Raw genomic sequence first — 15,518 nt, 5'->3', positions numbered from 1 at the left:
TATTTATTTCATCGTAATTCGACTGTTAAGTTTATCTGATATAGTTTGTCGCAATGCTTTCTTACTCACTTTACCTAGCGGCGTTTTTGGGAAGGAATCAATGAACTCAACCCGGTCAGGAATTTTAAAGACGGCAAGCCCCCGCTCCTTCAAGAATTGTTTAAGTTCCTTTGCCGTCGGCGCATGATCGCGGGGTATCACAAATGCACATGATCTCTCCCCTAGATAATCGTCCGTCATGGAAACGATGGCTGCATCATGTACTGCATCATGGGCCAGGAGATGATTTTCAACTTCCTCAGCGGCAATTTTTTCACCGCCACGATTGATTTGGTCCTTATCGCGGCCTTCCACGACTATATAGCCCGAATCGGTCATGCTTACCAAATCACCAGTTCGATAGAATCCATCCATGGTGAATGCCTTCGCATTATGCTCTTCGGCTTTATAATAACCGCAAATGGTATAGGGTCCTCGCGTTAACAAATGTCCCACTTGCCCCTGTTGGACATCCCGGTCTTCCTCATCGACAATTCGGATTTCATCATATTCCGACATCGGCCTGCCTTGTGTGTTGATGATGATTTCGTCAGGATCGTTTAGTCTTGTATAGTTAACTAGACCTTCTGCCATGCCAAAAACTTGCTGTAACTTGCAGCCGAAGGCGGGAGTTACCCTACGGGCAGCTTCTGCACTGAACTTAGCTCCCCCAACCTGAATCACTTGAAGGCTGGATAAATCATGGTCACGGGTAGATACTGCATCAAGCCATCTTAAAGCAAGAGGCGGTACAAGAGCTGTGATCGTCACACCTTCTTTTTCAATAAGCGGAAATGCCTCATCAGGACTTGGACCTGGTGAAAGGACTACCCTGCCGCCTGCATAAAGGGTACCAAGAATACCTGGCGAGCTAAGTGGATAGTTATGGGCAATAGGAAGAACTGCGAGATAAACACTATTCATATTCACCTGGCAAATTTCCGCGCTAAGCCTCAAACTGTATATATAATCATCATGTGTTCTTGGGATCAATTTTGATAATCCAGTACTTCCCCCTGATAATTGAAGAAAGGCAATGTCACATGAATCCACTTTTGTTTCATTCTTAGTTGGGTCGATATATAAATCCGCCAAATTCACGAATTCTTCTTCTTCCCCCAGGACAATCACGTTTAACAACGTATCGTTCTTGCTTTTTGCACCTCTTGCAAGATCGCGATAGTCAAATCCGGCATGCTTGTCCGGGATGATGTAGGCAACTGCCTCAGCAAACTCGCAAAAATAGTTAATTTCACTGCTTCGGTGCGACGGCAGAGCAAATACAGGCAATGCCCCTAATCTAAATAGTGCAAAACAAACCTCAAAGAATTCGATTACATTGGGCAACTGGACCACCACTCGATCACTTTTCTTTATTCCCAGTTCCTGAAATCCAGCCGCTAACCGATCGGCCCCATTATCCAATTCCGCATAGCTCATGTTTCTTTCTCCGCTTGTGATGGCGATGCGCTCCCCATGTACCTTGGCACGCTCACGCAACATTTCCCCGAAGGTTTCCCCTTTCCAGCACCCTTCCTTTCGATATAAATCCGCAAATTCCTTAGGCCACGAAGTACACCCTGTTAACATCCTTTATCCCTCCACACACACTTTAATTTAGTGATTTTGCATCTATTCCCATTGCACGCAGCATAGTCTGAAATTTAGCTGATGTTTCCGCAAGCTCTTCTTCCGGTTTGGATTCTGCAACTACTCCAGCACCAGCGAATAAGCGAAGAACTTGTCGCTCTACTTCCGCGCAACGGATGGTAACGACCCATTCCCCATCTCCTTCTGCATCGCACCAACCAACCATTCCTGTAAAGAATCCACGATCAAATCGTTCGATTTCCTGGATGGCTCCTCGTGCCAGGTCCGTCGGTGATCCACATACAGCAGGAGTCGGATGAAGTGCAATCGCTAGCTCCAATGATGAAGTTGCGGGATCATTAAGCTCACCTTTTACTTCCGTCGATAGATGCCACATGGTTTCGGTATGTATCACTGTTGGTTTTTCCGGCACATCCATCGTTTTGAAAAATTTTCTCAGCGCCTCAGCTACGGCATGGACAACAACAGCATGTTCATGTAAATCCTTGGAGGAAGAAAGTAACTCGTCCGCTCTCCGCTTATCCTCGATAGGGTCATCACTCCTTGGTCTGGACCCTGCCAATGGATTTGCCAGAACCTGTAACCCCGACCTTGAAACAAGCAATTCTGGGCTAGCCCCAATCAGCGTTTTCGAGAATGGGGTATCACCTTCTCCCTCGATACTTTGAGGTAAATCCACGGCAAAGGTATAACCGTTCTTGTTATGTTGAGCTAGATTATGAAGTAACGGATTGATATTCACTGTTTCTGATGAAGTAAGATGCAACGTTCTTGATAGGACAATTTTGTCAAGATGCCCGCTTTTTATATACGTAAGGCCGCGTTCCACCCCCTCCTTATAAAGGGAAGGTTCGGGTACCGACTTCATTTCATAAGTCGGCTTTTGGGTTTCCATTGAAAAGCTGGCGTCATTATCTTGCAAAGGGACTGATGAACGTATGTTTTCAGGTACAATAAGTTGGGCGTCCTTTTGATGATCGAATGGTACAGCACCCGTTACCACTGGATTGGCATGTCCTTCCACGTTCGCCTGTTTTAAAGCAGCAGCCACTCTTGCGGCGAGACTTTCCATTTGATTCGCATTTTCTTCATCTCTTGGAACCGTAATGAAGGAACCTTTTCCCAATAGTGTTCGGTTTGGCGATGCAAGGAAAAAGTCACCAACCTCATACTCGTCCAACAGCTGTTTTTCCAAGATGGCAGAATCGCCTTTAAACTTCGACATATTAAAACCCCTCCGATTTCACTTAATATTCAGACTCATGCATGAATGGTCGTCTTAAGCACCTAAAGTGGCCCCACCATCCACACATAAATTACTCATTGTAATGTGATTTGATTTATTCGATATGAAAAATAGGATTGCGTCCACTATATCAGTAGGCATGGCTATTTTTTTCAGTGGGATTCCTACCTTGAATGCATCAGGCATACCATTTATGACAGCCTCGGCACCATTCTCTTCATTCCACAGGGACCATTGCATCTCCGTGTCCGTAGATCCGGGGGAAACGATATTGCAGCGGATATTATATTGGGCCAATTCCAACCCTAAACACTTCGTAAACATGACGGCAGCTGCCTTCGATGCCGCATAGGCAGCCAAGGAAATTCTCGGTACACTTGCGGCATTGGATCCGACCGTGACAATCGACCCTCTTTTTCTGGTCATCATGTATTTGCTCACTGAACGAGACAAATTAAAAACACCAGTGGAATTGACGGAAAATATTTTAGCCCAGTCTTTGTCACTGAATGACTCGATCATCCCTGTACGTAACACTCCGGCAACATTGACCAGTGTCTCTATGGGACCAATATCATTCTCAATTTGATCAACAATGCGATCGATTGCATGACTGTCGCTCACATCTGCTGGAAAGGCATATACCTCCAAACCTTGAGACTTCAATTCACTCACGTATTTATTAAGCTTTTCAGCATTATAATCAATGGCCGCGACAATCAGGCCAAGCTTGGCTAATGCCTGAACCACGGCACCTCCAATACCTTGAGCACCTCCCGTTACAAGCGCAACTTTCCCTTTACATTCCAAAAAGTCCACTTTGACACTCCCTTTCCTAATCAAATAATTCGATGTATAGCAGCTCAAATACAATCCCCTTGGCAACCCGGGGCGATACATGGCTTTAGCAATTGCTGAAAAAAGCAAAATACCAATTGATAACGATAATCATTATCAATTGGAATCTACAGGTAATGATATATATTTATAACTTACTGGTCAAGTGCCTTCCGTGGATTTACTGAGAAAGTCCTATTTCTTACCAGTCACATTTCTCTTTAAAGCAAAACGCAACGCCCTGTTAATCAAAGGCGGCAAAACTGAAAGATGCCCTTCCCCTTCAAACTCGTTGAATTGAACATTCACTCTGCTATCCTTCAAGGATAATCGTTTTGATAATTCCAAGGCATTTCCATTCATGCCGCTTTTATGGGTGCCTTCCAGCTCCCCCACGCCAAGCAATAAGGAAATATCACCATTTCCTTGATTCAATCGGGAAAGAAACTTCTCCTCCTCCTCACGGAACCACTTTTTGTTCCAATGGAGAGATGGGCTTCCAGCTATATATGTTTGGAAGGCATACGGTTTTTCAAAAAGAACATATAAAGCGAAAAGGCCGCCAAGGGAATGCCCGAAAAGCGTTTGGCTATCGTGATCCACTTTATACCTTTTATCGATTTCCGGTTTTAAATCTTCTTCTATGAATTTCAGAAAGTCTTCCGCTCCTCCATGCGAAGGCCATGGACTTCCATCCGGTCTTACAGGTAACTCGCTAACTGCAACAGGCAGAGTGTAATCATAATAACGTTCAGAAGAAAATGGTCCATTGGTGGCATAACCAATGCCTACAATGATGGCGGGAACCACTCCTGACTTTTCCGGCCGGCGAGATTGCAACCGTACCGCCTCGACCATCGTTCCAAATACCGAATTGGCATCAAGCAAATAAATGACTGGATATCCCCAGGATGGCGGCTCTTCCAATGGTTTTGATACAAAGATTTGGTATTCACGTTTCCCGGCACTCGACTGCATGGGAATCTGTTGAGTTCCTTTGATCGTAACCTCTGTGCTTGCAGCAGTTTTGTCCATTACGTTTTTGTCCATTTTTTTATGCATCATCTAAATGAATTCCCCCAACCTCTAATACTAGTAATTTTATTCAGGTGATTTTTAAAAGAAAATAATTGAGAAAGATTACCACAACATCGATAATGATAATCTTTCTCAATGGATATATCAACCATACACCGATAATTTTTTCCTATCATTTTACAAAAAGGGGCTTTCCCATTCCTTTATAACCCTGATTTTCAAAGCCTTTTGGACATACCCAAAACATTACTATGGAAAATTATTCTTGAAATAATAGAAAATTAATATTATATTAAATAACATGTGAAAGTGATAATGATAATCGTTATCAATATCATGCATCATTATGTGAAGCTATTGTTAATTTCAACGGGCAAAGGAAGTGAAAATAGATTGTCAACCAATAAGGATTTGTTTTTAAATCCTATTAAGCAGGGATAAATGACATTTAATCTATTCAAAAAGGGGAATCGGCTAATGAAAAAGCAATTATTCGTACTTGGAATGGCAACAGTATTCAGTTTGGGACTATGCGCTTGCGGCAATGCCGAAAAGACTTCAAGCGATGCTTCAGAAAAAAGCAAAGTGACGGATTCGTCTAAAAAAGAAACAAAGACCCAAACCGTCACATATCTGGATAAGGAGTATACAATCCCAGCCAAAGTTACCAGTATCGCCACTGCTAGTTTGGAATCAATGGAGGATGCAGCCATATTGGGGATTAAGCCTTCGGGTGTTGTTACTGTAGGTGGGGAAATACCTGAATATTTAGCTAAAGACCTCGAAGGTGCTAAGTCGATCGGTGAAAAAATGCAGCCGAACTATGAAACTCTTCTTGGGATGAAACCTGATGTCATCATGTGGTCTTCTAAATCTCCAGCTAATGTGACGGAAAAGCTGGAAAAAGTGGCGCCAACATTCCCTTATTCACATATTTCGACCAATTGGGAAGACAATCTGCGGTTAATGGCCAGCCTTACAGATAAAAAAGATGAAGCGGAAAAAATCATCACAACCTATAATGATGACGCCGAAAAAGCAAAACTGGAACTCGGTGAAAAGCTGAAGGATAAAAAGGTATTAGTCGTGAGAATCCGGAACGGCAGCCTATTCCTATATCCTGAGGATGTGTATTTCAACCCAGTAATCTATAAAGATCTTGGCTTGACCGTCCCTGAAGAAATCAAGCCAATTAAAGCACAAGAAATGATTTCATTAGAAAAATTTGCAGAACTTGACCCAGATTATGTTTTCTTGCAATTCTCGGAAAGTGAAAATGCACAAAAACCGGAAGCATTAAAAGATTTGGAAAACAACTCGATTTGGAAGAGCATCACGGCAGTAAAAGACAATAAAGTGTTTGTAAACTCGGTTGATCCTCTTGCTCAAGGTGGAACGGCTTGGAGTAAAACAGCTTTCCTGAAGGCTGCAACGGAAGAATTAGCTAAATAAACAGTAAGGTGCGTTGATTGATATGGCAAAAACAAATTCGTTACCAATAATAATTCTTTGTATGGCACCTCTATTGATTTGTTTCTCCATCGTATTATCGATTTTATATGGTGCCAAAAATATTGATTCCATAACGGTATGGAATGCCATTTTCCACTATGACTCTAGTAACGTTGACCATACGATCATTATGGCTTCTCGCTTGCCTAGAGTTTTGGGTGCCCTTCTCGTCGGGGCATTTTTAGCCATATCAGGAGCACTCATGCAGGGGATGACAAGAAATTATCTTGCATCCCCTTCAATTATGGGAGTGACGGATGGCTCTGCGTTCGTGATTACACTTTGTATGGTATTTGCTCCAGGTATGTCTTCATTCCAAATGATCCTCTTTTCCATGCTAGGTTCTGCATTGGGGGCCGGAATTGTCTTTGGTTTTGGGTCGCTGCTTCCAAATGGGTTATCACCCGTTCGATTAGCCATAATCGGAACTGTGATCGGGACATTTTTAAGCAGTATTTCTGCAGCCATAGCATCCTATTTCCAAATTTCCCAGAATGTGAGTTTTTGGTACAACTCGAGGTTGCACCAGATCGATCCCAATGTACTGAAATTGGCGATACCGTGTGGAATGGTGGGAATCATCCTCGCCCTATTCATCTCAAAATCCATTACGATATTATCTTTAGGCGAAGAAATTTCCATCAATTTAGGTCAGCGCACAAAAGTAATAAAAGCTGTGGCCCTCCTTTCCGTCATCTTCTTAACGGGAATCGCAGTGGCGCTTGTAGGGAAAATCGGTTTTGTTGGACTTATCATCCCCCACATCACCCGGTTTTTAATTGGGATTGATTATAAGTGGATCGTTCCATGTGCAGGGGTAATTGGTGCAGTTTTTCTAGCTTTGTGCGATGTCTTGAGCCGGTTTGTTAATTATCCATTCGAAACCCCAATAGGGGTCGTCACTTCCTTGATCGGCATTCCTTTCTTCCTGTACTTAATAAGAACGAGAGGGGGAGAAAAGAATGGATAAGAATGCACGGTGGCGCTTCACCATCACGATGACCATCATTTTATGTTTAATCGTCGTTACAAGTTATTTTAGCTTGATATCCGGAACATTCGACATGACCGTCAAAGCTGTCCTCCAAACCTTATTCCGGGTGAATCCAGTGTCCGATTTTGATTTGGTCATCTTTGAATTCAGGCTCCCCCGCATTGTGATTTCCGGTTTGGTGGGAGTGAGCTTAGGAATTGCGGGAACTGTCATTCAAGGGGTTACGAAAAATGGCTTGGCCGATTCCGGTATTCTCGGTATTAATGCCGGTGCTGGGACAGCCATTGTCATTTTCATGTTTTTCTATCAAGGTCAAAACAGCGGCTCGGACTGGATCTCCATTATGAGTTTTCCGCTATTCGGTTTGGTGGGCGGGCTTTTGGCAGCCCTATTGATTTTCCTTTTCTCTTGGAAGAATGGCACCCTGGACATGAGTCGCCTGTTACTGACCGGAATCGCCATAGGCTCGGCGTTTGGTGCCCTTTCCTTATATTTATCATTAAAAATGAACTCAACCGATTTTGAAATGGCAACGGTTTGGCTCTCAGGAACGATATACGATGCCAACTGGAAGTACATCGCATCCATGTTACCCTGGATGATAGTCCTGATTCCTATTATTAAGAAAAAGGCTTATTTACTTGATTTGTATCAGTTGGAAGAATCAAGTGTTAAAAGTTTGGGGATTTCAGTAGAAAAGGAAACGATCATCCTTTTACTTTGCAGCATCGGATTGGTGGGCGCCTCCGTTTCCGTATCGGGAAATATCGGTTTCGTAGGTTTAATGGCTCCCCACATTGCGAAGCACCTTGTAGGTATCCATCATAATCGGGTCATCCCGGTATCGGGAGCAATTGGCGCATTGCTGGTGATCGTATCCGACTTTATCGCAAAAACCGTTTTTGCACCGGCTGAATTGCCAGTCGGGATCGTCATCTCAATCATTGGTGTTCCTTATTTTCTTTATTTACTAATTAAAGCTAAAGCGTAGAAGGAGAGATGATCAGTGAGTATTCTCCGTACGGAAAATCTAGAAACGAATTACGAGAAATTCACGGTATTCAAGGACTTGAACTTGGAAATAAAAGAAGGCCTGGTCACTACCATCATTGGTCCTAATGGCTGTGGTAAATCCACCTTACTGAAGACGATAGGCCGTATTCTAAAACAAAAGAGCGGAAGCGTATTTTTACAAGGACAGGATTTACATAAGATCCATACGAAGCAGATTGCCAAGCAGCTGGCGTTACTCCCCCAAAACCCGGTTGCACCAGCCCAATTGAAGGTAGAGGAACTCATTTCATATGGAAGGTATCCGCACCGCAATAATGTAAATAAATTAACGAAAGAAGATAAAGAAACGATTGAATGGGCCATGGATATCACAAAAACCCTTTCATTTCGGAACCGGCAGATCGCCAATCTATCCGGTGGTCAAAGACAAAAGGTTTGGCTGGCAATGGCTTTAGCACAGAAAACGGAGATTTTATTATTGGATGAGCCAACCACCTACCTTGATATGGCACATCAACTAGAGGTTTTGCAAATAGTTGAAAAGCTTAATAAAGAACAAAAAATAACGACTGTCATGGTATTGCATGACATTAACCATGCGTCACGGTTCTCACATGAAATCATAACGATGAAGGAAGGGGAAATCGTTAAAATCGGTACCCCGGGGGAAATCATCACACCTGCCGTTTTAGAGGAAGTCTTTCGTATTCATGCAAGGGTGATGATAGATCCGGCCAATGGAGCACCCGTTTGTTTTGGTTATGACAATTTATCACAGCAAGAAGTATATAAAGAAGCCGTTTTATCCAATTGAAAGATGTGGTTCGGAAAACGTATAATTCATCAAATGATATTCCCGAATCAACTGACCCATACCAACACCTCCAACTCCTCAGGTATGGTTTCCATCTGAATTTTATAACATAGTTGATTGGAGAGGAAGGTACGGGACTCCTGCTTAGAAAAGCGCGTCTAGGGAGACCCCGCAGGCGCAAGCCGAGGAGGCTCCCCAACCGCCCGCGGAAAGCGAGTGCTTGGATTGGAAATCAACATCCAAACTGTACAAGCCATAAAAAAACTGCAGGCAAACTCACTTTAGTTTGTCTACAGTCTAAAGTCAAAAGGGATGTCGACAAGTCGACACCCCTTTTTTAACCGTTTTATAGTTTTTCCAACTGGATGATATCTGGTGTATTTTGTTTCTGGATCCCTGACTTTTGCAACTTCACTGCCGTTCCTTCAGGTAAGTTAGTGAATATAATAGGAGTGACCGTTGATGGTGCATTCCGTTTAATGAAATCTAAATCAATTTCCAAAAGAGGTGTTCCCTTTGTTATTCTTTGGCCTTCTTGAACAAGAGCTGTGAACCCTTCTCCATTTAATTTAACTGTATCCAAACCAACATGGATCAGAATTTCCAGACCATTATCCATTTTCAAGCCCAGTGCATGATTTGTCGGGAAGATACTTAGAACTTCCCCATCGATTGGGGATACTAGTTTTCCGTTGACTGGCTCGATAGCAAAGCCATCCCCCATCATTTTCATGGCAAACACTTGATCGGGAACTTGTTCTATCGGTAAAATGGTTCCTTCAATTGGAAGGACAAAGTCATTTGCACCCAAAGCTTGGTTTTCCTCTACTATATCCTCTGCCACTTGTGCAGATGGACTTGTTTTCACTTGGCTTGGGTCGACTCCATCCTTGACAAGCTGTTTCATTGCATTTGCAACGAATTCAACATTCGTTCCAACAATGACCTGCACACTCGATTTATTCAACTTCATGACACCGCGCGCACCATGCCGTTTTAAGGCTGCTTCATTCACATTTCCTGAATCGGCCACTTGTAAACGCAAGCGTGTTGCACAGTTATCAATTAGCTTTATATTCTCTTTACCGCCAAGATCTTGAATGAAAAGCGATCCCATATCGGTATATTTATCCCCTGTTTTCACAATAGTTTCTTCTTCCACTTCTTCCTCATCGTCTTCACGGCCAGGTGTTTTTAAATCCATGATCTTGATGACAAAATAGAAAATCACGAAGTAAACTGCCGCGTATACCAATCCAATCGGAATTAACCATAGCGGTTTTTGCGCAATACCAAAGTTCAAGAAATAATCAATGGCTCCTGCGGAGAATCCAAACCCATGATGGATATCCAATATAACAGCAAGTGCCAGAGAGACCCCGGTTAAAAGGGCATGTATTACATATAACACCGGTGCGATGAACATGAACAGAAATTCAATCGGTTCAGTGATTCCTGTAAGGAAAGAAGTGAAAGCCAACCCAACAAGCATCCCTGTCACCAATTTACGTTTCTCTTTCTTAGCAGCTGCAATCATCGCTAATGCTGCAGCTGGAAGACCGAACATCATGATCGGGAAAAAGCCGGTCATGAAGGGCCCAGCAGTCGGGTCCCCTGCGAAGAAACGATTTATATCACCCGTCGCTCCATTGTACTCACCAAAGACGAACCAAACCATACTATTCAAGACATGATGCAATCCTACTGGAAGCAATAAGCGATTCAATACGCCGAATACGCCGGCACCCAATGCCCCTGCACCTGTAATCCAGTCACCGACACTATTGATTACATCTTGAATCGGAGGCCACACAAAACCGAATATTCCCGCAAGTATGATCATCGCAAGCGAAGTGATGATCGGGACGAATCGTTTCCCTGAAAAGAATCCAAGCCATTCAGGGAGCCTTATGTCGGAGTATCTATTATATAGAAGAGCTGCAACTATACCCGATATAATACCGCCTAAAACAGCCATGTTGATTTCTTTATCAATCGCTTGTGTACCATTCGTTAATACAAAGTATCCAACAAGGCCTGATAATGCCGCAGCGCCACTTCCATCTTTGGATAATCCTATCGCTATTCCCAAGGCGAACAATATCGCAAGGTTATCGAATATCGCCTTTCCAGCTGCGGCAATAAAGGCAATATCAAGTAAATCCGGTTGCCCTAAACGAAGCAATAACGCGGCTGCTGGTAAAACGGCAATCGGTAACATTAAAGCTTTCCCAATCTTTTGTAAAAAATTTAACATCGAACTCATCTCCCTTGTACCTAACTTCTTTGATCAACAACAAGATGTATTAAGCGTTTTCATTTTATCAATATAATAACTTTTCTTTGGGATTATACTAGCACAGAAAATATATAGATGTCTATACCAATTTACTTGTAAATATACTATATTCTTCGAAAACAAAGTAAAAATATCATTTTTGTTCTTGATACTCCTTAACTGGTCTAGACAACTTTTAATAAAAACGATAAAATGAGGGCAAAATATATGAGACCATTTCATGACTCATTCATTAAGTTTTACTTTCATAAAGGAGATTATGTATGAAAACATTCATTATTAATAATCTAATGGTTTACAGCGAAAAGGAAACATACAAAAATGGATTCATTAAAGTCGTGGATGGAAAAATTGCCGAAGTTGGTCCAGTCAGCCAATACAAACAGGACGATGATGCCAAGGTAATTACTCTTTCACCGGATTATCAGGTAATTCCCGGTGCCATCGACATTCATATTCACGGAGCATCCAATTCCGATGCAATGGATGCCACACATGACGCATTATCCACAATGGCAAAGACCCTTCCTAAAGAAGGAACCACCAGCTTTCTGGCCACTACAATGACCCAATCCACCCAAGCCATTGAATCAGCACTTCTTAACGCTGGTAAATATATCGAGAATCAAACTCAAGAACACGCTGAAATAGTTGGAATTCATTTAGAAGGTCCTTTCATTTCACCGGCCCGTAAAGGAGCACAGCCTGTGGATTATATCGTTGATCCCGATGTCACTCTATTTAAAAAATGGCAGGAAATGGCCGGAAATCAAATCAAACTTGTAACGCTTGCTCCTGAACAACCGAACGGATTAGATCTTGCCGCCCACTTAAGGGGGACTGGCGTCGTCGCCTCCATCGGCCATTCAGATGCAACATATGACCAAATAGATGAAGCAATCCAGGCAGGGACTACCCACGTTACACATCTTTATAATGGGATGCGTGGACTCCATCACCGCGAACCAGGTGTTTTGGGAGCTGCTTATCTTCGAGACGAGCTATATGTTGAACTTATTGCTGACGGCATTCACTGCAGGCCGGAAATGATCAAGCTGGCATATAACCAAATTACCAGCGAACGAATGATACTGATAACGGACTCGCTTCGTGCCAAATGGCTTGAAAAGGGAACCTATGATTTAGGTGGTCAGCCTGTTAATGTTGACGAAACTAAAGCAACGCTTTCAGACGGCACACTAGCCGGCAGTATATTGAAAATGAACGATGCCATCAAGAACACAATGAAATATACCGATTGTTCCATGACTGACATTATAAAAATGACGGCGGAAAACCCTGCCAAACAACTTCGGATTTTTGACAGAAAAGGAAGCATCCAGGTCGGCAAAGACGCAGATCTTGTAATATTGAATGACCGCTTGGACGTCGAAATGACGTTCTGCAGAGGAAATTTAGCTTTTAAAAAGGAGAATGTATAATGAATATCATACAAGTGCAGGACTACACGGAAATGAGCCGGACAGCCGCAGAAATATTGATCGGAAAAGTCAAAGGAAATCCAAATATCAAATTGGGCCTTGCAACAGGCGGTACCCCTAAAGGAATGTACGATGATTTGATTGAAGATCACGTGCGCAACCATACTTCATATGAACATGTAACGTCTTTTAATCTTGACGAGTATATCGGCTTAAAACCAAATGATCCAAACAGTTACCATTTTTATATGGATGACTCCTTATTCACTCACATCAATATAAATAAAGAGCGTACTCACCTGCCTAATGGCACAGCCGATGACACGAACGGAGAATGTCAACGGTATGACGAAATGATTGATTCCGTGGGTGGGATCGATCTTCAGATACTTGGCATTGGCCAAAATGGCCATATTGGTTTTAATGAACCTGGAACTTCCTTCACATCCGGTACACATGTCGTGACACTTGAAGATTCAACGCGCCAAGCGAATGCACGTTATTTCGACTCCATAGACGAAGTACCGACACATGCCGTTACGATGGGCATTTCAACAATCATGAAAAGCAAAGAAATTCTGCTGCTGATTTCTGGTGAAGAAAAAGCAGAAACACTGAAGAAATTGATTCACGGTGACATTTCCGAGGAATTTCCTGCATCTATCCTAAAAAAACATAATAGTGTTACAATTATCGCAGACCAAAAAGCGTTATCCGGAGTGATAATACCCTAAAGGAGCGAAAGTCGATGATTGATAAAAACTCACCTCTTCCGATTTATTTTCAAATCGAAGAACAAATAAAAAGAAAAATAGAAAACGGTGAGTTCCAAGCGCACGATGCCCTTCCATCTGAACGTGAATATGCCGAGCAATTCGAAATTAGCCGGATGACCGTCCGCCAAGCCATTAATAATTTGGTGAATGACGGATACTTATACCGTCAGAAAGGAAGGGGAACCTTTGTCGCCGATAAGAAATTGGAGCAGCAGCTCAATGGGCTGACCAGTTTTACCGAGGACATGAAGGCAAGGGGATTAAATCCAAGCAGCAAGCTGCTGAGCTTTGAAATCATTCCGGCTGATAAGAAGATTGCCAGTGAATTGCACATTTCCCTTTATGCTCCCGTTTATGAAATAAAACGCATTCGGTTGGCTGATGATGTTCCAATGGCGCTCGAGACCGTGTACATGTCTGCCAATTTAATTAAAGGATTAACGGAAGAAATCATTAACCTTTCCCTTTACCAGTATGTGGAGAACTACGTTAAACTAAAAATAGACTATGCTTCACAAACGTTGGAATCATCGATTGCTTCTGAATTGGAAGTGACCCATTTAGCAATTCCGAAGCACTCACCCATATTATTCATTCAAAGGAATACGTTCTTAATAGACGGAACTCCCCTTGAATATGTTAAATCGGCTTATCGTGCGGACAGGTATAAGTTCACTATCAACATAAGCAGATAAAATTGAATATTTTCATCACTATAGTCTTTTAATTGCCAAAGGTAATCGGAGGGTGTCACATATATGAACTCATACTTTGAAGAAGTGCAGGCATTACTCACAATTGTGGGAGAACAGGAAAAGCAATCAATTAAGGAATCTGTGGAACATATCTCAAAAGCAGTCATGTCGGATGGGATCATCCATCTATTCGGGAGCGGGCACTCCCACATTTTGACCGAAGAGGTATTCTACCGGGCAGGTGGGTTAGCCGCAATTCGTCCAATTTTCGTTGAAGATCTAATGCTTTTTAAAGGAGCTTCAAGGGCATCCCAACTTGAACGCCAAAATGACCTATCAGAGAAATTCATGCATGATGAAGATATCCGTCCTGGTGATGTCTGTATTGTCATTTCGTCATCCGGCGTAAATCCCGTTCCGATAGATGTCGCCACTATCGCAAAAGAAAAAGGGGCATTCGTCATTGGACTAACATCACCGGAGTATGCAAAAAGTTGTTCTTCACGGCATAAACAGAAGCATTATCTCCACGATGTCGTTGATTTGGTCATAGACAATCATATTGCCAAAGGTGACACATTACTGAAATCAAATAATATACCTTTTGGTTCCGGATCGACCGTGGTCGGGGCCGTTCTCCTCAATATGGTTTTCACGCAAGTCATCCAAACGATTATTGAATCAGGGGAAACCCCTCCCGTATTCCTAAGCAGTAATATCGAAGGGGCAGATGAACACAATCAAAAGATCATCGCGAAATATAAAACAAGAATTCCCCAATTATGAAATGGAATACATAGTTTTTTTGTTTCGGTTGTTTATTTCTTACTGTAGGCAAACTCCATCGAGTTGGTCTACAGTTTTTTTGAGAGTTTGGAAGTTGACCGTTGAATTCCACCGCAGGCACCCGCTTTTGAGCTGGCGGTCCGTGTGCCTCATCGGCGCCATTCGCGCCCGGTATGTCTCTCTTGGACTCGCTTTTCCGCAAGAGTCCTGTACCTCATCAACAGAGTTTTAGTAATTAGGCAGAACTCCATGTGCCAACAGTCTTTCTGCAACTTTTATTGAAACGCTTTCCATCCTATCTTAAGTAAAAGTTTCATTTAACGAATGAGTGCAGGGCATGTATTTGTTGATTCCATACATTCGTTTCATGCATCAGCAGACCGTAACAGATTTGTGTTGTAGACGATAGTAACAC

Annotated in this window: 13 protein-coding genes; 8 read left to right on the top strand and 5 right to left on the bottom strand. The window is 42.6% G+C overall.

Features of this window, described 5'->3' with window-relative positions; all coding sequences use genetic code 11:
- Positions 1-3: 3 nt before the first annotated feature.
- The 4 genes from ADA55_RS25055 to ADA55_RS25040 form a co-directional block, all read right to left on the bottom strand.
- Positions 4-1,629 (bottom strand): (2,3-dihydroxybenzoyl)adenylate synthase, encoded by a 1,626-nt coding sequence (locus ADA55_RS25055; RefSeq protein ID WP_048688764.1) that lies wholly within the window; start codon positions 1,627-1,629, stop codon positions 4-6.
- Between the two features lie 22 nt (positions 1,630-1,651).
- Positions 1,652-2,875 carry an isochorismate synthase DhbC gene (gene dhbC / locus ADA55_RS25050; RefSeq protein ID WP_048688762.1) on the bottom strand — a complete coding sequence of 408 codons (1,224 nt, stop codon included), beginning with the start codon at positions 2,873-2,875 and terminating at the stop codon, positions 1,652-1,654.
- Between the two features lie 54 nt (positions 2,876-2,929).
- On the bottom strand, positions 2,930-3,715 hold the full coding sequence (locus ADA55_RS25045; protein ID WP_048688836.1) for a 2,3-dihydro-2,3-dihydroxybenzoate dehydrogenase: 786 nt from the start codon (positions 3,713-3,715) through the stop codon (positions 2,930-2,932).
- Positions 3,716-3,928: 213 nt separating this feature from the next.
- The gene (locus ADA55_RS25040) at positions 3,929-4,798 is read right to left on the bottom strand and encodes an alpha/beta hydrolase (protein ID WP_048688759.1); all 870 of its coding nucleotides are present in this window, start codon (positions 4,796-4,798) and stop codon (positions 3,929-3,931) included.
- Positions 4,799-5,248: 450 nt separating this feature from the next.
- Between ADA55_RS25040 and ADA55_RS25035 the strand changes: the two genes are divergently transcribed.
- The 4 genes from ADA55_RS25035 to ADA55_RS25020 are packed head-to-tail and all read left to right on the top strand — an operon-like array spanning position 5,249 to position 9,105.
- Positions 5,249-6,223, top strand: a complete 975-nt coding sequence (locus ADA55_RS25035; protein ID WP_048688755.1) for an iron-hydroxamate ABC transporter substrate-binding protein — start codon at positions 5,249-5,251, stop codon at positions 6,221-6,223.
- Positions 6,224-6,245: 22 nt separating this feature from the next.
- A complete protein-coding gene (locus ADA55_RS25030; RefSeq protein ID WP_048688752.1) occupies positions 6,246-7,253 on the top strand; it encodes a FecCD family ABC transporter permease in 1,008 nt (335 codons plus the stop codon).
- Positions 7,246-8,268 (top strand): FecCD family ABC transporter permease, encoded by a 1,023-nt coding sequence (locus tag ADA55_RS25025; protein ID WP_048688750.1) that lies wholly within the window; start codon positions 7,246-7,248, stop codon positions 8,266-8,268. The genes ADA55_RS25030 and ADA55_RS25025 overlap by 8 nt, the downstream gene beginning before the upstream one ends.
- Positions 8,269-8,283: 15 nt before the next feature.
- Positions 8,284-9,105, top strand: coding sequence for an ABC transporter ATP-binding protein (locus tag ADA55_RS25020; protein ID WP_048688748.1), 822 nt, complete (start codon positions 8,284-8,286; stop codon positions 9,103-9,105).
- A gap of 346 nt (positions 9,106-9,451) precedes the next feature.
- On the opposite strand, the gene nagE is transcribed toward ADA55_RS25020, so the two are convergent.
- The gene (nagE, locus tag ADA55_RS25015; RefSeq protein WP_048688745.1) at positions 9,452-11,362 is read right to left on the bottom strand and encodes an N-acetylglucosamine-specific PTS transporter subunit IIBC; all 1,911 of its coding nucleotides are present in this window, start codon (positions 11,360-11,362) and stop codon (positions 9,452-9,454) included.
- 305 nt (positions 11,363-11,667) lie between these two features.
- Here nagE and nagA point away from each other — a divergent pair, with 305 nt between their 5' ends.
- From nagA to ADA55_RS24995, 4 genes are all read left to right on the top strand, one after another.
- Positions 11,668-12,846: an N-acetylglucosamine-6-phosphate deacetylase gene (gene nagA, locus ADA55_RS25010; RefSeq protein WP_048688743.1), complete on the top strand. Its 1,179-nt coding sequence runs from the start codon at positions 11,668-11,670 to the stop codon at positions 12,844-12,846.
- Entirely contained in the window at positions 12,846-13,580 is a 735-nt protein-coding gene (nagB, locus tag ADA55_RS25005; RefSeq protein ID WP_048688740.1) for a glucosamine-6-phosphate deaminase, read from the top strand. The genes nagA and nagB overlap by 1 nt, the downstream gene beginning before the upstream one ends.
- 14 nt (positions 13,581-13,594) lie before the next feature.
- Positions 13,595-14,317 (top strand): GntR family transcriptional regulator, encoded by a 723-nt coding sequence (locus ADA55_RS25000; protein WP_034304859.1) that lies wholly within the window; start codon positions 13,595-13,597, stop codon positions 14,315-14,317.
- Between the two features lie 63 nt (positions 14,318-14,380).
- Positions 14,381-15,103 carry an SIS domain-containing protein gene (locus ADA55_RS24995; RefSeq protein ID WP_048688739.1) on the top strand — a complete coding sequence of 241 codons (723 nt, stop codon included), beginning with the start codon at positions 14,381-14,383 and terminating at the stop codon, positions 15,101-15,103.
- Positions 15,104-15,518 lie beyond the last annotated feature (415 nt).

The sequence above is a fragment of the Bacillus sp. 220_BSPC genome, assembly GCF_001054655.1.
Lineage (GTDB): Bacteria > Bacillota > Bacilli > Bacillales > DSM-1321 > Peribacillus > Peribacillus frigoritolerans.
This window is presented reverse-complemented; position numbering and strand designations above follow the sequence as displayed.